Origin of the sequence: Rhizobium sp. IBUN, from assembly GCF_000510625.1 — a bacterium.
Lineage (GTDB): Bacteria > Pseudomonadota > Alphaproteobacteria > Rhizobiales > Rhizobiaceae > Rhizobium > Rhizobium altiplani.
This window is the reverse complement of sequence record NZ_AZNV01000067.1, coordinates 1-20,500: the sequence shown is the minus strand read 5'-3', so window position 1 is coordinate 20,500 and position 20,500 is coordinate 1. Positions and strand designations below refer to the sequence as shown.

Here is a 20,500-nt window from a genome sequence, read left to right as displayed (position 1 = left end):
TGATGAAACTCCTCATTTGAATAATCTCAAACCAGGAATCCACCAGCGCACGTCAGGTTCCATCAAACGCCGCTTTCATGGAATCGGTCGTCTAGAACTGGCCGAAGTGGTCGGCAGCCAGTGAGACTCTCCGCTTCCCAGCCCAAAACAGCGATTAGGCGTCGGCACCCCTGAAGACGCCCGTGCAAGGATGAAGTGCTGGCTGGCCTAGAGCTTCGCACGGGACAAGTCGCTGCGTCTGGGCACCTATTTTTGATAGCTTAGCGCCCATCTCGTGGGCGTGTCCTCGCGAGAGGGCGGATCCACACGAAATCCGAATAGTCGAATGCTCTCGTCCCGTGGCTGATGCGCCATAGCTGTTGGCTGCCCAATTCGCATACCTCGAATTTAAGATCACCACCCCTATTCTGCCGCCCTTCTTGCCCGCCGTGCCGGTAGCTGCGTGCGTCAGCGAGTTGGCATCTAGCAGCAAGTAATTGGCGTCCAGCGGCAACCTTCGGTTCTGGACGCTTCTTATATGCGGGTTGTCGTGATGGCCCACGGCAATTCGAGCGAGACCGCCCGACGATGCGGTGGCCGCGGAAAAGGAAATCACAATGCGAAAGTTAACCGCAATCGCAATCGCGGCGGCGAGTTTTCTCGCTGCTGTGCCGGCAAATAGCGCCGATTATCGGAAGGTCGACTTCGATACAGTCGCAATATCCGGTCCTATCGAGTTTGGTGACGAAACCAAGTTCAGGACCGCTGTCAGCGAGGTCAAGAGAACCCAACTCACGGATGCAGGCGTGATTTTGCTCGTCGATACACCCGGCGGCAGCGTATACGCTGCGCGCCAGATTGCGGCGGGGATACTATCGGCCCGGATCAAAGGCATACCCACGACAGTAGTGGTCCGTGCGGGATCGGTCTGTGCGTCGTCCTGCGTGGTGATGTTCGCAGCCGCCACAACACGCATCGTCGAGGTCGGCGGCACTAAGGATGGCAAGAGGATACCCTCGGGGGCCCTCTACGTTCACACCCTGGCGATCGATGGCAATGAGACGGAAGCCACGATGGCTGCGTCCGTCGAGCTTGCGCGGGTCATGAAGGAAGTAGGGACTCCTGATCCTGTCCTCGCCAAGTTGCTACTGACCGGGAGCCGCGCCGGAAAGCGGCTCGACGCGAGAGATTTGAAGAGTTGGGACAACACAGTCCTCGTTCCCTTCCATGGTTCCGAACTGCGATGATCACCAAAGGAGCTACGAACTTGATCAGGACCTTGCTTACCGCAGCTATCGCAGTCGGTAGTTGCGTTAGTGTTGCCAGTGCCCAAGACATTGTTCTTTGTGGGTTCGTTTCCAAGAAGACCGGCGAGGCTATCGGGTATAACCTGGCCGTCGAGCCCGGCAACCCGAGAGCAGTCGAAACCGCCTTCTACAAGGGCAACGAGGAAATCCGCCATCTAAACGGTGGACAGCCGTACTGGTATATCTCGAAGTCCCCTAACGGTGGCCGGAACTACACCTATGGTCCCGATCCCCGTTACGTCATATCGGTTGCCCCCGGCTCACCTCAGCGTGTTAGTCTTCAAGCTGGTCGATTTGATAGCTGGAACGCGGGCCTCTTCGTCAACAATAGGCTGATATCCAAGCCCTATGGTTTCTGCATGGTGCCGGTGGCGGTAGAGCCCAGCGTCCCGTCGGTTGAGCAACTGCCTAACCTGTCCGCCCAGCAGCCAAGCATGCCTCAGCAGCTGGCGAACGAGCCTTTGCAAGCAACCAGCGACGCCAGCGACGATCTCGGTGCGGCCTTCGATGCCAACCAATGAGACATGTCCCATCGGCCCCACGCGGTCCCGCGACTGCATCCATTCGGTAACGGACCAGTTGGTCAGTCCCGACAGGCCAGCCCTCGGCGACGTCCTTTCCGCCGTACGTTCCACAATGTTTGAACCGCAGCTGCGCTGAAGCCTGCGCTCCTTCTCGTTGGCTAAAACCTTCTCGCCTGCGCCGCCCCTATTCTTCCCTGAATGCGCGGCTGAATTGGTCCATCAGTGGCTTCGAGAGAAACGACATCGCAGTCCGCTCCTGCGTCGAGACGAAAGCCTCCACAGGCATTCCCGGAACGAGCTTGTTGTTTCCCAGTTTTGCGAGTTCAGCCGGCGAAACGACAATGTCGGCCAGGTAATAGGTTTGCCCGGTCGATGGGTCGCTGCTGGTCGCGGCAGAGACGTAGTCTACCTTGCCGTGAAGTTCGGGCGTAGCGCGCTGGTTGAAGGCTGAGAAGCGCAGTTTGGCCGGTTGGCCGACGAACATCTGATCAATATCGGTCGGCGACAGTTTCGCCTGTATCTTCAAAGCTGCGTCGGCAGGGACGAGCGTCACCAGCTTTTCAGCCGGCGTGATGACACCACCGATCGTATGAATGGAGAGCTCGTTGACGGTACCCGACAGCGGCGCCCTGATATCGGTGCGCGCCAGACGATCCTCGATGGCGACGCGACGCTCCAAGAGCTCGGACAATTTCGGTTCGACTTCGCTGAGTTCCCGCTGCGCCTCGGTGCGTGCGGTTTCATCGATCGCGAGGATCTGGAGCTGGATTTCGCTCATTCGGGCCCGAGCGCGGGCGATATTCGCCTGAATCTCGGCGCGCTCTCCGACAAGCTTTGCCATTTCCCGGTCGATCACGTATTTGCGCGAGGTTTCCATCAACCGCTTGTCGGTCAATCCCTTGATCTTGTCGTGCTCGGTCTGCACAAGGGCGATCTCGTCGGCTTTTGAATTGCTCTGCGACGTCAGTCCCCTTATTTCCTCGTCCAGTTGCGATATGCCCAGTTCCAGCTGCTGCTTCTGGCTCTTTCGATTTAGATGATTGCCTTCGAATAGGCGGTTCTCGCCGAAGAAGATGCTCGGGAATTCGTCGCGCTTCACGATGAGTTCCGGCGTAAATTCGATCCTGTCCAGATTATCGCGCTCGGCCATGAGCCGCGCCCGGCGGGCCAGCAGTTCGACGAGCTGCGTGCGAACGATCGAAAGTTCGGCGCGGGTCTGGGCGTCGTCGAGCCGAAGCAGGATCTGACCCTTGTGGACAAAATCGCCCTCCTTGACGGCGATCTCGCTGACGATGCCGCCATCGCGGTGCTGTATCGCTTTCAAATTCTGATCGACCGCGACCACGCCCGATGCGATCACCGCGCCGCTGAGCCGCGTGGTGGCTGCCCATCCGCCCGCACCGGCGAAAAGCAGCGTGCCAAGCATGACGCCGGCGAAAACGCGCGCGCCCACCGGAAAGGCATTGTCGTCTTCGACATCCAGATCGGGGTGCCGCATCTTCCGTTCACTCCTGCCAAACATCGCTCACTCCAATCCGCCACAGGGCACGGCCTCACTCAGGCGTTTTCCACGATCATCAGCAGATGATGGCCGCTCAGGTTGATGGTCATCTCGAAGTGGTCGTCCTGGTCCATGTCGACTTCCACCAGTGTTTCCTCGAGCTCGCCCGTGCCCTGGTGCCGGACCCGGATCGGCAGGACATCAGCCTTCGCATCCTCACCGTAAGCGTCCTCAAAACGATCCTCGAGACTGTCCAAGACCTCCTCGAAAATCTGGTACTTCGACATCTCGATCCGGTCGCCGACCATGAAGTCGAGGATCTGGTGGATGACCTCTGCGCCGGAGCTGCCTTTCGGAATCTGGAAATTGAACGTGTCGGCGCCCTCTCCTCCGGAAAGGACGACGGCTGCCGTCGACACCAGCACGGCGTCGTCGCCGGACCCGCCAATGAATTGCTCGAACCCGTCGATGACGTCGCGGCCGACGTCGAAGCCGGTCGCGATGCCGGATGTCAGGTCGATGAGAACGCCGTGCGCCGCGTCCGAATAGTCGAGGGTGTCGAAGCCGGCCTCGCCCCGGTAGCAATCGTCGGAGCTATCGGCTGCCGCGAGCACCAGGTCATTGCCCGCGCCCGCGCTGACATTATCGGCCCCTTGACCGTCGCTTACGCAGTCGTCGCCGCCGTTGCCGATCAGCGTATCGTCATCGCTGCCGCCGGTGATCGTATCGTTGCCTTCACCGCCCTTGACCACCTCGAAATTCGTGATGCGGTCATTGCCGATCTCGCTGCCGCTGGCACTCGCCGCGGCAAGGTCGACGACGAGCGACATCAGCGATGCCGAATAGTCGAGCATGTCGACGCCCTGGCCGCCGTCATAAGTGTCGGCGGCCAGGTCCGCATCGCCGGCGACCATGTCGTTGCCGTCGCCGCCGCGTACGACGTCCTCTCCGGCACCGCCGGCGAGAAAATCGTCGCCCTCGCCACCCTCGATCACGTCGGAACCGGCCTGCCCGAGAACAATGTCGTTTCCATCGCCGCCGTCGAGCCTGTCATCCCCGTCATCGCCGTCGAGGAGGTCGTTGCCCCCCTCCCCGGCTACGACGTCTGCTCCCCCGCCTCCAAAAAGCATGTCGTCATCGTCGCCGCCGCTGATTGTGTCGTTGCCGGCCTCACCGAAAATGATGTCGCGACCGGCATCGCCGAACAGTCGGTCATCGCCGTCTCCACCCCATAACTCGTCGTCGCCCGCACCGCCCAGGACAATGTCATTGCCGACGCCGGCAAAGACGACGTCGTTTCCGCCGCCAGCGACGATGTGGTCGCTTCCCGCGCCGCCGAGCACGGTGTCACTGCCGCTACGGCTGTCGATGTTATCGTCGCCATCACGTCCATCAATGTCGTCGGCACAGTCGGTGCCAAGCATGACGTCGTCGCCGGCGGTGCCAACGACCGGCGGCCTCGTCAGCACGTTGAACGTCGCGGTCTGAGCCACGGAGAACTCACCATCGGTAATCTGGTAGCTTATGGCGACCGGACCGAGCGTCGAGGGATCGAACAACCAGCCATCCGCCGTCTGCGTGATATCACCCGATGACGCGGTGATATTTTGGACCTTGAGAGCGTCGCCGTCCGGATCCCAGGCGCCGCGCAACAGGTCGGCCAAGCCGATCACTGTTATCGCGCAGCCGTAGACATCCAGGAGATAGATCGGACCGCTGGTCCGGCAGGCGCGGTTTGCTGCCTTGCCGTCCGGATTTCGCTCATCGACAGTCTCCTCTTCGACCAGGTCGTCACCGCCTGGAGTGGCGGCGGCGGCGTTTTCGCGCTCTGGCGCGAAACCTCCCGGATGGTCGGAGCCGCCGGCAGTATTCGCACCAGCTTTCGCCGTCCAGGCGTTGTCGTTGGCAGCCGGGAACGAGACGGTAATTCCGCCCATTCTTTTCAGAAGCTCAAAGCTAGGAAGCTTCAGGTTCTGGAACTCGAACGCCGGCAGATCGCTTGGCATAAAGTCGTTCGGCTCACGGTAGGCGAAGGATCGCTCGCCGGAGCGCTTCGGTCCATCCGCTTCCTGGAAAAACCCTTCCGTAACCGGACCTGGATCAGGCGCACGCGACGGAACAACCTCCGGCGAGGTTGGCATCGGCTCTCCGGCAGCATCCTCCGGCTCAGCCGGCTCCGCCCTTGCCAAACTTGGGAAAGCGCTCTTCAGGTAGAGCGCAAGCCCCGTGAGAAGCACGGTGAAGAAAGCAGGTGCGCTCGAACGCTTGTCCTCATTCTTCAAGACATAGTGCTCGTAGGACTCCGTTGTCCCTGGCGTGACGGTCTTGGTTCCCTTGACGTCAATCATTCCGACATCCTCGATGCCATGCGGTGCGGGGGGTGTGCGGCCGGCGCAGGTCGGCTTTCAACGGGACCGGCCGCTTTCATGATTTCATCCTTCGGTCCGAACGCGATCATCTTGCCGTTCTGGATGACGGCGACCAGATCGACGGCCGTCAGCGCACTTGGCCGGTGGGCAATCACAACGGCGATGCCGCCGCGCGCTCGGACGGACTTGATCGCCTGGGTAAGCGCCATCTCCCCTTCGGCATCGAGGTTCGAGTTGGGCTCGTCCATGACCACGACGAACGGATTGCGATAGAGGGCGCGTGCCAAACCAATGCGCTGACGCTGTCCGGCCGACAACGACGCGCCCTGCGGGCCAAGGGCCGTGCGATACCCATCCGGCATACGCACAATCATTTCATGAATGCCGGTGATTTGTGCGGCCTCAACGATCGCGCGAGGATCGGCCTGTGGCTCAAGCCGCGAGATATTCTCTTCAACGGTTGCGTCGAGGAGTGCCACGTCCTGCGGAAGATAGCCGATAAACTGGCCGAGGTTGCTGTCGGTCCATTGCGTGAGCTCCGCATCGTCGAGCCGGATGCTGCCGCGCAGCGTCGGCCATATACCGGTCATGGCTCGTGCCAGGGTCGTTTTCCCTCCCCCGCTCGGCCCAATGATGCCAAGCGCCTGGCCGGCTCTGATCTCGAAGCTGACTTCGCTGAGCAAAACGCGGCCCGATCCGGGTGCTGCGATGGTGATCTTCTCCACCTTCAGGGTATCGACGGGGGCGGGCAGTAGCAGCGGCGCATCCATGCCCGCGAGAGCAATGACGGTTTCCTTCAGCCGTTGGAACGCAGTGCGCGCGGCAACGACGCCCTTCCAGTTTCCGATCGCAAGATCAACCGGCGCAAGGGCACGGGCCGATGCCACGGAGGCGGCGACAATGGCGCCGGCAGAGAGCTCGCCTTTTATCGTAAGCCAGGCGCCGAGGCCAAGGACGGCCGATTGCAGGACCATGCGGAGCACCCGCGACAGAGCGCCGAACGTTCCGCTGATATCGTTGGTGCGCGTCTGCAGCTCCAGATGTTCCTGATTGGCCTGCCGGAAGCGATCGACGGCCCTGCCTGCAAATCCCATCGCCTTCAGGATGTCGGCGTTACGCGCATTTGAATCCGCGATGGCGTTGCGGGTAATTGCGGCCTGATGCGTGGCGCCAGCCAGGCGGCGGGTCATGAGCTCCGTCACGATTGTCAGGATGGACAGAACGAATGCGCCGGCGAAAGTGAGCGCGCCGAGATAGGGATGGAGCATATAGACGAAGATCAGGTAGAGCGGCATCCAGGGCAGGTCGAACAGGGCTACCGGTCCCTGGCTGCCGAGAAAGCCGCGAAGGGTATCGACGTCTCTGCCTCGTTCCAGTGCCTCTGCCGTGGAAAACCCGAACCGCGGCATGTCGATCGCGACCTGATGTGCCATCGGCGCAATTTTTCGATCGAGACGCGCGCCGACACGAACAAGCACCTGCGAGCGAATGATGTCGAAAGTACCTTGGAACAGATAAAGGCCCACAGCCAGCAGCGACAGGCCGAGCAATGTCGGAATGCTGCCGCTTGTAAGCGCGCGATCATATATCTGCAGCATGTAGAAGGAGCCGGTCAAAGCCAGAATATTGATGACGCCGGACGTTATGAAGAGAAAAACGAATATTCCTCGAAATCCTCGCGTGAGGCTTTCCGCGTTTTTCCGCCTGGTTCCGGTCAAAGGGGCTTTAGAGCGCATATTCGGATACCGTTTCACTGTTGAACGAGTTGATCGGCTGCAGCAATTTCAGGTGCGGGCTCGGGACTGCGTGTGCATTGGACGATCAATCTCGAACCGATTGCGATTGGCGCGACGCACGATCCAGCCACTCGCGCCTCCGGGGAGATGGTGTGGCGGGCCGGCAAGTCGGCTCGCCACACGTTGCGGACTACAGATTGAAATCCGTGCTTGTGAGATTATGCGTGCCCTTGATGCTGAGGCGCAGCTCGGCGGCATTGTCGTCGTCGACGTTCGCCTGCACGACCGTATAGTCACCGTCTTCACGCGTTTCATGCGTGACGATCAGTTGGGCCGCACTGCTCAGCGTCGATGCCGCGACCAGCGTGAAGGACTGGTTGCCACTGGCGCCGCCATTGGCATCGATGCCGCTGAAGTCGATTTTGTCCCCGGGCTGGAAGCTGACGATCGTATCACCGTCGGCGTCCGCTTCGGAAAGGAAGCGGAAGGTGTCACTGCCGGCGCCGCCGTCGATAACGTTTGCCGCGCGACTGGCGGTGATCGTATCGGCTCCTGAGCCGGTGACAACGTTTTCGACGTTCCAAACCATGTCGCTGCCGGACTGACTGCTCGATGCGCTTCCCCTGCCCATGAAGCCATTGCCGAGATCGACCGTCAGGTTGGCGGTGATCGCTGCCATGTCGAGCGTATCACTTCCGGCATCGCCGTAGTATGTGTCGTCGCCGTCACCGGCCTCGGCGACGAAGAGATCGTCGCCCTCCCCGCCATATGCGGTGTCGTTGCCGGCACCGGTGTGGATCAGGTCATTTCCGGCATCGCCGAAGATCCGATCGGACCCTGCATCGCCGTAGAGCATGTCGTTGCCGGCCCCTCCGAGGAGGTCATCATTGCCCGCGCCGCCGAAGACGATGTCGTTGCCGCCTTCAGCACTCATGAAGTCGTCACCATCCTCGCCGCGCATGATGTCGGCACCACCGCCGCCGATGGCCGTATCGTTGCCGCCAAGGGCGATGATCGTCTCGCCATTTGCAGTGCCGAGGAGCACATCGGCATTGGCTGTGCCGACCATGGCCGGTCCGGTCGTTGCTTCGGTGGCCGGCGCCGGCGTATCGTCGCCGTCTTGTTCGTTATCGTCACCGGCCGGTGTGTCGTCTTCGCCGCCGACCTGCGGCATGCCGCCGGACGCGGTGAACGTGATCCTGTGTTCGCCGCAGGTCATGGTCGTCACGCCATTTTCCGTCGTCGTCGTATAGTCGGCCGCCGTCTTTCCATCGGGCAGTTCGATCACGTCCTGCGGCCGCAGCGTCCCGACGATCGTGTCGTTGCCGCCGTTCGACCTGAAGACGATCCGATGTGCGGAGGTCAGCGCCGAGATATCGATTGTGTCGTCTCCCTCGTCACCGTCGATCGTAATGGTGTTGAGACGCAGGCTGGTTCCGGAGAAATCGCCGATAATCTGGAAGGTGTCGTTGCCCGCAGCACCATTGACGACGGGTTCGACGTTGTTGATGCGGATTTCCTCGATGTCGCGCAGTTCTGCGATGATCGAAGCCGCGTTGGTGCCGTTGCGGGTAATGATGATCTCGGTGGCGGCATTGATGCCGTTGAGATTGTTGCCCGCGACTGCGTCGAAGGCCGCCCGGGTGTAGATCCGGTAGATTTCGGCCGTCGTGTTGCCGCTGATGACGAAGGTATCGCCAAGCGCTCCCTCGTTACCGCCGTCGATCACGTCCCTGCCGTCGGTCACGTTCCCGGCTGGGGGTGGCGGCGGATTGGCGTTCCAGTTGAACGTATCGTCGCCGTCCTGGCCGTTCAGCGTATCGTTGCCTGTGCCACCGTTGATGATATCGTTGCCCGCCCCGGCATTGACCGTGTCATTGCCGGCAAGGGCGTTGATCGTATCGGCGACGGCCGTGCCGGGGATCGTCGTGCCCGCGGCTGTCCCGTTGATCGTGTTGGTGGCGGTGGCCAGTATGAAGTCCGACGTCGTGATATTGGCTGGAGCGATGCCGTTGATGCGTATGGTGCCGATGGTGGCTCCGCCCGCATCGCGTACAGTGAGGAGCGTATTGTTGGCGCCGCCGACGGGGGCGATCCCGACGCGCGTTGCGAAGTTGGCTGCGGTGATACCGAAGCTGCTGAGATCGATGAGGTCCTGTGTCGCAGCGGTTCCGCCGGTGGCATCGAAATTGTTGACGATGTCATCGCCGAACCCGAGGGCATTGTAGATCAGGACGTCGTTGCCGCCGTCGTTGGCCAGCAGGTTGATCGTGTCGTTGCCGGTGCCGCCGATGATGTTGTCGACGTCGTTGCCGATGCCGCCGCTCAAGGTATCGTCGCCCTGACCGCCGTCAATCAGATCGTTGCCGTTGCCGCCATCGATCGTATCGCCGCCGCCACCGCCGAACAGCTGGTTGTTCGAACCATTGCCGGTGATAACATTGGCGAGACCGTTGCCGCTGCCGTTGATCGCGGCTGCGCCGGTCAGCGTCAGATTTTCAACTTCTGCACCGAGCGTATAGGTGATCGACGCATTGACGACGTCGGCCGTGCCACCGCCGGCAAGTTCCGTTACCACGTCGCCGGCATCGTCGACGATATAGGTGTCGTTATCGGCACCACCCTGCATGTTGTCGGCTTCCGTGCCGCCGTTCAGGGTATCGGTGCCGGCGCCACCAATCAGCGTGTCGGCACCAATGCCGCCGTTCAGCGTGTCGTTGCCACCGAGGCCGCTCAGCGTATCGGCAAGATCGCCGCCGCTGATGATGTTGTTGCCCGCATTGCCTGTGCCGACGAACTGGTCGGCATCGAGGCCGGTGTAGGTGAGGTTTTCGACATTCGCCATGGCCTCGATCGAAAGCGCAACCATCAGGGTCTCGACGGTATCGGTGCCGGCGCCGGCTGCTTCGACGACGACGTCCTCCAGGTCATCGACGATGTAGGTGTCATTGCCCGCAAGGCCGATCATGGTGTCGATTCCGAGACCGCCATCGATCACGTCATTGTCGCCGGCGCCCGAACCGCCGACGATGAGATCGTCGCCGTCGCCGCCGTCGAGGACATTGTCGCCAGTCCCGCCGAAGATCAGATCGTTGCCGAGGCCACCGGTAATATCGTCGTTGGTGCCGTTCTCGCCGGCGATGAAGTTGTTTGCCGTCGAAGCGGTGAGATCGATAGTGCGGTTACCGCCGCCATCGGCGCGGTTGACCAGGTAGTCGGCGGCTCCCAGCAGGTAGCCTTCGTAGGTGGCATTGTTGAAGTTGATGCGTTCGACGCCGGTCTGAGCGTTATTGCCGGTGTATTGACCGTTGACCGTGATCGTTTGCGTCACGTTGGTCGCGCCGCTCGGCATGGTGTAGTTGATGACCAGGTTTCCGGTGGCCGAGTTCGTGTTGTCGTCGAAGGCATTGAGCCCGGTGAGCGTCAGGATCGGCTCATCTGTGAGCGGATCGATGCCCGTGGTCGGCGCAAGGATCGAGATCAGGTCAGCCGTGCCGCCGCTCGTGGCGTTCACGGCTTCGTTGATCACGTCGTTTCCGTCGCCGAGGGAGAAGGAATAGATGTCGTCCCCCAGACCGCCGTTGAGGGTGTCGACTCCGCCGTTGACGGCCGGAACGGTGAAGTTGACCGCCAGGCTGTCGATCGTCACGGACTCGCCGGTTTCGAGGCTGGACGCCACGAAGCGGATTGCGGCGTTGGCGGTGAAGGGCCCAGTGCCGAACTGAGTTAGGTCGATCGCGCGAGGGGTAATGGTGCTGGTCGAACTGATGATGTCGACCTGCACGAAGGTGATGCCATCTCGCGAGAAGAAGACAGTGACGTTGTCGTTGTCGGTGCCGCCGTCCAGGCCATTCCTGGTCACGGTGTAGTTCAGCGTTGGGGCGGTCGCATTGCTAAGGTCAACCCGGCGCTGGATCTGAGCGCCATCGAAATTGGCCCCAGTGCCGCCGACAAACGCCATCACATTGTTGAAGTTGCCGCCGGGGTCGATCTGGATCTGGCCAGCTGTCACACCGCCGCTATCGCCTGATTCAACCCAATCCGGGTCCCAAAGAGCCAGGCCATCAGAGTTCCCGAAGCTGTTGTTGCCAAAGTTGTCGCCAAAGCTGGACGGTGCAACGCTGGCACCCGGACCGCCGACGAGAATATCGTTCCCGGCAAATCCGTTGAGTACGTCGGCGCCGGCAAGCCCGAGGATCAGCTCGTTCCCCGGCGTGCCGTTGATGACCGGGCGGTTGTCCGACGGCGGGCCCTGCGGAGCCACGCCGTTGTCGCTGAACGGGGTACCGACGACCACGCCAACCGTCGCGTCGGAAAATTGCAGGCGTTCGATGTTGCGCAGCGAGTCGGTGCCCTCGATCGGGTTGGCGCCGCCGGTATGGGAAACGCGCAACGTGCCGTCGGCGCCGGTCGCAAACGAGTAGTTCGCCATCACTTCGGAATAGACCGCCGTGTCGATGTCGCCCGATGTCGTGTCTGTCAGGATCTCGCGGACGATGGTCAGCTGTCCGGGGTTGATCGCCCCTTCGAGCATCCAGGCCGTCAGCGGCTTCGTCACGCCGTTCAGCGTCACGTTCGCCGTCATGCGCGAGGCGCTGGCGATTTCCGGTCCGGTGCCGCCGTTCGGACCGACATTCTGCCGGATGCTGATGCGCACGTTGAGCCACTTGTCGCCGTCGATGATGTCGTCGCCGGCATTGCCCTTGATCGTGTCGCTGCCGTCACCGCCGAGAATGATGTCGCCGGCCGCAAAGGAGGTCACGCCAGCCCCCACAACGGCCTGCAGGCCGTTGATCAGGGCAATCCCCTGCGCATCGAGCGCGCTGCCGAGGAAGCCCGTCCCGCCGCCCTGAGCAAGCGGCAGGAGACTTGCTGCATCCTCGTTGGACCCGGCGAGAATGTCGTTGAACCGCGTGCCGGACAGGCCGTTGACCGACTCGAACTCGTCGAGCGCGGTGTTCTGCGGCAGTGTCGGCGCTTCGTCGAAGACGATAGGGACCGAAAGATCGGCGTTCACGAAGGCGCTGTTTTCCTGGTAGGTCGCCCAGTCGAAGCCGGACATGCCGGCCATCTTGCCGCGGCCGGGGCTGCCGACGAAGATGTCGTCGCCGCCTTCACCGATAAACTCGTCGAAGCCGCCGTCGCCGAGGAACACGTCGTTGCCGCGGATACCGTCGCGGGCGAAGATTTCATCGAAGTTGTCGCCAGGGGCACCGTCGAATGTGCCGGTTTCGAGCCAGTCGTCTCCCTCGTTGCCGAGGATGCGTTCGGCGTTCTTGTTGCCGAGAATGAAGTCGTTGCCGGTGCCGCCGAAGACTTCCGAACCCATGTCAGTGCCGAGCACGATGAAGTCCTGGCCGTCGCCGCCGAGCACGAGATCAAGGCCGGGGCCGGCGTGGACGACGTCGTTGCCTTCGTTGGCCTTGATGTTGTCGTCGCCGCCCGCGTCACGGATGATATCGTCACCGGCACCGCCGTTGATGATGTCGTTGCCGAAGCCGCCCTCGAGCCGGTCGTTGCCGCCGTCGCCGAAGAGGGTGTCGTCGCCGATGCTGGCGATCAGCACGTCAGCTGCATTGGTGCCACCGAGCAGCACATGCTCGCCGCCGGTGTAGCGCAGGTAGTTGGTGTCGAGGGTCGGTGTCTGCGGATTGTCGCGGATCACCAGCGGCGTCAGGATGCTGCCGCCCGTCGGATCGTTGCCGATATTGTCGGCGGCTTCGTTGACGGCCGTGGTCGGATCATCGTCCATGATGCCGTCGGCGCCCGCAGCTTCGCCAAGGCCCGGATTGTATTGCCTGGTGCGGTCGATCTCGAGAATGAGGCCGGGCGTCGAGAAGACGTCGGACGGCAGGTGCGTCGCATCTGTATTACGCATGATCATCGCGGCGAAGGAGTTTGCTTCCATTTCGCCAAACAGGTGCAAGCCATCGAGGCGCTGCAGATAGTAGAAGCGGTCGCCGTTCTGCAGACTTTCCATCTGTGTCTCGAAGACGAAGTTGAAAGTTGAGCCCAGCATGCCGCCGAAGGGCATGATCTTCTCGGCCAGACCGCCAATCCAGAGATCGACCTTGTTCATACCGCCGAGATCGCCGGCATAGATCCCCGTGCCGTTCAGGAACGCCAGCCGATCGGCTTCGTCCAGCGTGCCTCCGCCGAGGCCGACCAGGGCCATTGCGGCGGCGCGCTTCTCCTCGAGCGTCGTGGCGCTCGTCAGCGTCGAGTGCGTGCCGTAGGCCGCGATGAAATTGATGATCGAGGCTTCGTGCTTGAGGTTGCCGGCGAAGTCCACCCAGCTTTCATAGGGCTTCAGCAGCGAGTTCTCGTCGGTTGCTTCATAGAATTGGGCGCGCGCCTCGTTGAGGGTGGGAACGCCCGTATCACGACCGCGCGCCAGGTTGATGGTCGCAAGGTCGAGCGGCAAGCCGAGGAGGTTGTTGCGCAGCGCGCTGGTGACGAACTCGTCGATTTCGTTGCCCGCCTGGCGCGTCATGCCGCGAATGATGGCTCCGGCCGCGACCTCGGCGTCGATGGGGTTGTTACCGCCGTTGTTCGTGAACTGGACGGGATTGAGGAAGCCTTCGATCAGGCCGATCTGGTCCGGCGTGAAGGACGGGTCGAAACGGTCGATCGTTTCCGTCAGCATCGAATGACCGAAGCGATACACCACATGCGCAAACTCTGCGACGATCGAGGGGTCGATGGTGACGTCAAACCCGTCGGGAACAAGGAACACGTTGATGTTTGGCTGGATCTTGCGGGCGAACTCTTCAAAGACGAGATGCTGGTACTGCATCTCGGTGCCGAACTTTGCAGCCTGGAACAGGCGCTCGCCATCCCAAACCAGCGCATTTATTGCCGCTTGATCGGCGGGAACGGCAGTGACGTCATTGATCAGCCATTCGTTGAGGAAGGCGACAGCCTCCGCCTGGGTCGCTCCGCCTGCAAGCATGGCAGCCGCATCGGCGATGGTGACAGCCTTGGTGTGCTCTACCAGTCGATTATGCTCGGCATGAAAGACATGGTGGACCGCGGTCAGGCCGATATTCTCGTTGGCGCGGCCATCGCCCGCCACAAAATGCGCATTAAGGAGTTCGTCGTCGTAGACACCCGGCAGGTTGCCGGGATTATCGAGACCGATTTCGATATCGCCGTCTGCGAGGCCGCCAGGAACCGCCGAATGGGCAATATCGGCGAGAAATGCGTGGCCTGTGCGCAAGGTATTCGCAGGCAGCAACGTACCAAGACCGCCGTTGGCCCCGGGATCAGCTTCCACCAGACCGGTCGTCGTCATGATCTGCACGAAACCATTCGCTCCGCGGATGAATTCGCCATAGGGGTCGGTCAGCAGCAGCGGAACATTGCCCACGTCGCTGTCGAGCAGCTGGATGCCAAGCAAATCGGCAGCCTGCGCCTTCAGGTCCGCCCAGGTGGCCATGCCGCCTTGCTGGCCCTGGATCAGTTCGCCGGTCGCAACCGGGCGCCCGTTGGCCATCACGTATTCGCGCAGGAACACCTGATGCGAGGGGTGCGAAGTATAGGTCTGGTTCTGATCGACAAAGGCCGTCGTGGTGTTGATCGGCCGGACATTGTCGGCGCTTTCATCGACAGCCGTGTTGGGGTTGTCGACGAGGATGCCATCTGCACCAGGACCAACGGTCGCGCGGGTCAAGACCATGAAATTGGTGCTGCTGCCGGGCACATAGAGCGGATCGTCCGGCATCAGGGGGATCATCACGGTGCCGCTTCCGCCCTTGCCGACGAGGTCGAGGCCATGGTCGAAGAACTGGCCGAACAGCGTGAACCAGGAATTGAAAGGCGCCGAGAGGCCTTCGTCCGGCGCGCTGTTGGTGATGCGAAGGTTGGTGCCGTCGAGCTCGATGCCGTTATCGTCGAGCAAGGTTGTCAGCGTGGTGTATCCGGGATCGGTTTCCAGCGTCGTTCTGGCTAATTCGACCGCAGCGGCGGCATTGGCTGCGGCCGTCTGCAAGGCAGCATTGTTCGGGCTTGCCGCCGCGGCGGCGGAAGCGTTCGCATAGGCGCGTTGGGCATCGCCCAGAGCCTCGAACAGCGGCTGCAACGGTGCATAGGCGGCAGAAATTGTCCCGGTAATGACAAGGCCGGGATCATCGACGCCGGCGCGCTGCAGGGCGGTCAGGATCGCCGAAGGATTGCCAAGTGTCTGGTCGACAATGAGATTGGAGATGATGCGCACTTCAGGATCGATCACGTCGCCGGGGCCTGCGCGATTGCCGATGACCGTACCGTCGGGAAGCGTCATCGTCGGGCCGTCGACATCGACGCCTGGCGTATAGGTAACCTGGGTCATCTGGACGCCAGGTCCCGGGTCGGCATCGACAAACAGCGTCCGGAAGTCGGTTCCGAGCCCCTCCCGGAACGGCTCGTCCGATGAGCCCCAATTGGGATTGAGCAGATTGTTGTAGCTACCGTCGACGGTTCTGAGGCCCCAGGCCAGATTGTAGGTAGGGATCAGCCCGCCCGGACCGTATAGCGGTTGCCCGGCGGCATGCGCTTCGGCGATCTTGATTTGCGCGAGAATGAACTCGAGATCGGAACGAATATAGCTGACCATTTTGCTCTCCCTAGCACCAGCTGAATTTCTTCACCGCATGGTAAACTTGCTGAAACTTGAACTATTCTCGTACGTTGCTTGGCGCACGAACGCCTTTTCTTGTCGATTGCGTTCGAGAAGCAGATACGAACGCAAGAAAAGCCGACATAATCTTCGATGATGGGATAATGTCGCGAAGGGCACCGGACGGAATAGTTCCAAAGGTCCAGAGAATTGTGCGGACCTTCGTCGCCTGAAAGGAGGGACTTTGTACCCAAAGGAGAGCGTGACTTATGTCCCCGGCGATGAAGCCGCCACCGGCCGCGGCTCCTGGGCAATCCGCTTCTGGTACAGCCTTGATCTGACGACCCAATTCTTGCTCGTCGCTACCTTAATCATCGGCGGCTCGATGGCGATCCTCGGCGAGTGGCTGAGTTCGCAGATTGCCGCGAACCAGCTTCGGAGCCGAGCAGAATCCGGGGCCCTCTACATGGAGGGCTTCCTTGCCGGCCATATTGAGGAAGGCCCGGACGGCCCACGTGTTTCGGCCGAGCGTCAGCAGCAACTGGACAGGCTGCTGATCGGCACGGACCTGGCGACGCGCGTGGAGGGGTTCCGAATCTGGGAGCGGGACGGAACAGTTCTCTACAGCACCGATAAATCGCTTACGGGCAAGCGCCTTCCGTCAAAGGATATCGAGCAGGCGTTTGCTGGCCAGGTGGTGGCACAACTGGAAACTGGACACGATGATAACGAGGACGGTGGACAGCCGGAACAGCGCCCGCTGATCGAAATCTATGGGCCGATCTATCGTTCCAACGTCCACGAGGTCATGGCGGTCGGAGAACTTTACGAGGAGGCGGGCGAGTTTATAGCGCAACGCGACCGGGTTCAACGAAGGACGTGGGCCATCGTTGGAGCAACGACGGTCGCCATCATGGGCCTGCTCTTCCTGATTGTTCGGCGTGCCAGTAGGCTGATCCGGCGCCAGAGCGTGACGCTCAAGGCCCAACTCGCCAGCGCGCAAGCATTGGCGGAGCAGAACAGGCAGCTGCGCAAGACCGCCGATCAGGCGCGCATGGATGCCAGCAAATCAAACGAGGCTCTCTTGAACCGTATCGGTTCAGATCTGCACGACGGGCCGATACAGTTGCTCGGCCTGCTGATCCTCAGGCTGGGGACGCCGGCCCCGAAGACGCCTGGCGACCCGGCCGATGCCGTCGGTCCCTCGAACGTGACGAGAGCCGACATCTCGCCACTTCGCCTGGCGGGCCAGGTATTGACGGAGTTGCGGGAGCTCTCGACGGGTCTGGTACTTCCGGAGCTCGAAAACATGTCCCTGGAGGCCGCACTTCGCGTTGCCGTCGAGCGGCACGAGCATGCGACCGGGTCCATCGTAAAGGCCCGCTACAGGGGACTTCAGAAGAGGACCGCTCACCCGCTGAAAATCTGTCTTTACCGCGTGGTTCAGGAAGGGCTCAACAATGCTTTTCATCACGCAGCCGGCCGCGATCAACGTGTTATCGCCATCGCGAACGAAGAGGCCATCACAATCGTAATCAGCGACGGTGGACCGGGTTTCTCACCAACTTCGACGACCGAAGCGCGCCGTAGGCCGCTGGGTCTGCAAGGAATTCGCAACCGGGTTGAAGCTTTTGCCGGCTCGGTACAAATCAGGCAGCGAGGCAAAGGGGGAATGCAACTCGTGACCCGCGTACCACTCGAAATCAACAGCGCCTAGACCTGGCAAGAGCGGCGAAATAACGACGAGTTAGAGGAGAAGACATTCATCAATGGCGCAGCATTGGCTCCCTGTCTTGATGATCGTCGACCTCAAGCTTCTGCGCCGCAATGAGCACCTCGAGGCGGTTTCGCGCATGAAGCTTCTGCATCAGGATGGTCATGTAGTTCTTTACGGTCTTTTCGCCGATACGCAAATCGGCCGCGATCTGCTTGTTTGTGGCTCCGCGCATGAGCATGCCGACAATTTGTCCCTCGCGAATGCTGAGCTTGACGGTTCCGGACGCCATCTTGCGCAGCGAAGAAATCTTGAGCTCTTCGATGACCTTGCAGGCAAACGCCGGCGTAATGAAGGTCTCGCCGTTATACACAGCCCTTACGCCCTGAATAAGCTCGCCGGCATCACTGCCCTTAAGAACATACCCGGTCGCGCCGGCATTGAGCGCGCGAACGGCGATGTCGCTTCTCGTCAGGGCGGTGAAGGCGAGGAACTTTGTCTTTGGCGAAGTCGCGACGATCTTCGCGATGACCTCGAATATGTTTCCAGGCATCATCACGTCCACCACGAATACGTCCGGGCGGATTTCCGCGTTGATCTTGAGAACGTCGCTGGCCTTGCTTCCCGTCGCCGCGACCGTGAAATCCTCGTTCAGTTTAAATAGATCCACCAAACCTGCCAGCATTAATGGATGATCATCGACCAACGCGATAGAAACCGATTCCATACGGACGTCCCCAGGCTGTTCGTTCCCTTGCGTTCATTATGGAGCCATTTTGCCAAAACTGTCCATGTAGTGAAAACGGAGTAGCCCCCTTGAAGCCGCGGCAGATGTATTCCTCGTAAGGCGAGAGGCGCGGTGCGGTGCCGGCGAGCGGTTGGCGCAGTTCATTTGGGACATTTTTGCTGCCTTAGACTGCTGCAGCGACTAGGCCCATCAAGAGCCTAGTCGGTTTTTTCCAGTGCAAGTTCGACCGTTTACGCATGGGCGCTCGGTCGACGAGACGCTTACGCGGAATGGTCGATCCAAGCGGTCAATAGTCCCAGAAGGCCGGGACCCAGCGGAAAGCATCGCCATCAACCGCCACGTGGCCGACGGACGGGAACGGCAGGTGCGTGGCAACGAGCTGTGCGCCGGTCTCCGCCAGCTCCCGCAAAAGTCGGACCCGGACGCGGGCCGCCTCTTCCGGGTCGTGTTCGAAACCGTTATACCAGTCGGGGTGTTCGAACCCGACCGCAAACACGGCGTCGCCGGCAAACATAAGCCGATCACCGCCGGACGCCACGCGAACCACGCAATGCCCGGGGGTGTGGCCGCCGGTACGTGTGGCGACCACGCCCGGCGCCACCTCTTGTTCCTCATCGAACAGCCGCAGATGGCTGCGGTATTCTTCGGTGAACCGCTTGGCCGCCGCCCGAAGCGCGTCCGGGAACCCCGGCGGCATCGAGACGCGGGAGAAATCGGGCGCCTCCCAGAATTTGACCTCGGCGGCCGCCACGTGGATCCGCAGGTCCGGCCGCAGCCGTTCCTTCACCCCGTCGACGAGCAGCCCGCCAACATGGTCCATGTGCATGTGGGTCAGCACGATGTCGGTGACGGATCCAAGATCGATGCCAGCCGCCTCCAGTCGCTTGGTCAACTGCCCGGCCCGCGGCAAGTTCAAGTCCGGGTCCAATCCCAGTCCAGCGTCGATGAGTATGGTCTGCCCGCCACTGCGCACAAGAACCGCATTCAGTGACCAGTCGAAAGCGTCCTGCGGCAGGAACATATCATCCAGCCAGCCAGCTCGGACGACAGGGTCGGCGTTATGTCCCAACATCGCAGTTGGTAGCGGCAGTACCCCATCGCTGATAACCAGCACGTCAATCTCGCCGACCCGCACCGCGTAGCGCGACGGGACCAACTCTTCGGACCGTGTTCTGGCGGGTTGTGAGGGGTTGTTCTGGGTCATGTTCGCCTCCTCCTGCCCAATCCTGCGGCTCTCTGCTTCTGCCTGTGACATGGTGTGCTCCTATTTTTGCGTGGTCGAGACATGTCGGTCCCGAGCCCGTAGCGGACGCTAGGTCGAAGCATATTGGCGGTCGAGCTACACCTGAGGACAGGGCAGCCTGTGCATGGGGAGGACGGCTGCGAAGATTTGGTGGTGAACATGCTGGTCGGAAGGCGTAGGTGCCCTTGCCTGCCGAAGGGTGCCATGCACACCAACCAGCGGCCACGAGCCACGGTCTGGCACGTCGAAGGACGGCACGCTACAATTGAATTTCGCTATGCCGCGGCCAGACAAACCGCGCGCGAACGCTCGGCAAGGCATACGACCCGGAACCGTCTTTACGGACGTGCAGAATGGGCCGGTTGGATCCGCCCGGTGAATTTGTCCGACGCATTGAGGCTCTGAAATCCGAGGGCCGCCGCTCCGCTGTATTTCTCGTACTCGCTGCCACTGGGCAGACGCCTCATGGCGTTGAACCTGATTTCAGCGGGCTGCAACGGCGATGGGCATCACTAGACGACCGATTCCATGAAAGCGGCGTTTGATGGAACCTGACGTGCGCTGGTGGATTCCTGGTTTGAGATTATTCAAATGAGGAGTTTCATCATGGCACCAAGGCGGCGAGTCATTGAGCTGGCGATGAGCGAGCAAGAGATCGAAACGCTGACAGCTCTTTCGCGGTCTCGAACCGAGCCGGCGAGCCGGGTATCGCGGGCAGCCATGCTGCTGGCCTACCGCGAGAACCCGTCGTTCTTTGCGGTGGGACGACGACTTGGCGTGCAT

Annotated in this window: 9 protein-coding genes; 3 read left to right on the top strand and 6 right to left on the bottom strand. The window is 61.3% G+C overall.

Annotated features, from left to right (window positions below; genetic code table 11):
• Positions 1 to 596: 596 nt before the first annotated feature.
• Together RHIBUN_RS0131295 and RHIBUN_RS0131290 are read left to right on the top strand one after the other, a co-directional pair.
• A complete protein-coding gene (locus RHIBUN_RS0131295; protein ID WP_025662665.1) occupies positions 597 to 1,226 on the top strand; it encodes a hypothetical protein in 630 nt (209 codons plus the stop codon).
• A gap of 20 nt (positions 1,227 to 1,246) precedes the next feature.
• Positions 1,247 to 1,807 carry a hypothetical protein gene (locus RHIBUN_RS0131290; RefSeq protein WP_156932792.1) on the top strand — a complete coding sequence of 187 codons (561 nt, stop codon included), beginning with the start codon at positions 1,247 to 1,249 and terminating at the stop codon, positions 1,805 to 1,807.
• 187 nt (positions 1,808 to 1,994) lie between these two features.
• On the opposite strand, the gene RHIBUN_RS0131285 is transcribed toward RHIBUN_RS0131290, so the two are convergent.
• The 4 genes from RHIBUN_RS0131285 to RHIBUN_RS34485 form a co-directional block, all read right to left on the bottom strand.
• Entirely contained in the window at positions 1,995 to 3,308 is a 1,314-nt protein-coding gene (locus RHIBUN_RS0131285) for an HlyD family type I secretion periplasmic adaptor subunit (RefSeq protein ID WP_037218159.1), read from the bottom strand.
• Between the two features lie 59 nt (positions 3,309 to 3,367).
• On the bottom strand, positions 3,368 to 5,659 hold the full coding sequence (locus tag RHIBUN_RS0131280; RefSeq protein WP_025662662.1) for a cadherin-like domain-containing protein: 2,292 nt from the start codon (positions 5,657 to 5,659) through the stop codon (positions 3,368 to 3,370).
• Positions 5,656 to 7,416, bottom strand: coding sequence for a type I secretion system permease/ATPase (locus tag RHIBUN_RS0131275; RefSeq protein WP_025662661.1), 1,761 nt, complete (start codon positions 7,414 to 7,416; stop codon positions 5,656 to 5,658). The genes RHIBUN_RS0131280 and RHIBUN_RS0131275 overlap by 4 nt, the downstream gene beginning before the upstream one ends.
• Before the next feature lie 190 nt (positions 7,417 to 7,606).
• The gene (locus tag RHIBUN_RS34485) at positions 7,607 to 16,009 is read right to left on the bottom strand and encodes a peroxidase family protein (protein ID WP_051420149.1); all 8,403 of its coding nucleotides are present in this window, start codon (positions 16,007 to 16,009) and stop codon (positions 7,607 to 7,609) included.
• Between the two features lie 247 nt (positions 16,010 to 16,256).
• On the opposite strand from RHIBUN_RS34485, the gene RHIBUN_RS34480 reads away from it, so the two are divergent.
• A complete protein-coding gene (locus RHIBUN_RS34480) occupies positions 16,257 to 17,729 on the top strand; it encodes an ATP-binding protein (protein ID WP_051420148.1) in 1,473 nt (490 codons plus the stop codon).
• A gap of 49 nt (positions 17,730 to 17,778) precedes the next feature.
• Here RHIBUN_RS34480 and RHIBUN_RS0131260 read toward each other — a convergent pair whose 3' ends face one another.
• Together RHIBUN_RS0131260 and RHIBUN_RS0131255 are read right to left on the bottom strand one after the other, a co-directional pair.
• Positions 17,779 to 18,453: a response regulator transcription factor gene (locus tag RHIBUN_RS0131260; protein WP_025662660.1), complete on the bottom strand. Its 675-nt coding sequence runs from the start codon at positions 18,451 to 18,453 to the stop codon at positions 17,779 to 17,781.
• Between the two features lie 307 nt (positions 18,454 to 18,760).
• The gene (locus tag RHIBUN_RS0131255; RefSeq protein ID WP_198021213.1) at positions 18,761 to 19,678 is read right to left on the bottom strand and encodes an MBL fold metallo-hydrolase; all 918 of its coding nucleotides are present in this window, start codon (positions 19,676 to 19,678) and stop codon (positions 18,761 to 18,763) included.
• Positions 19,679 to 20,500: the final 822 nt, after the last annotated feature.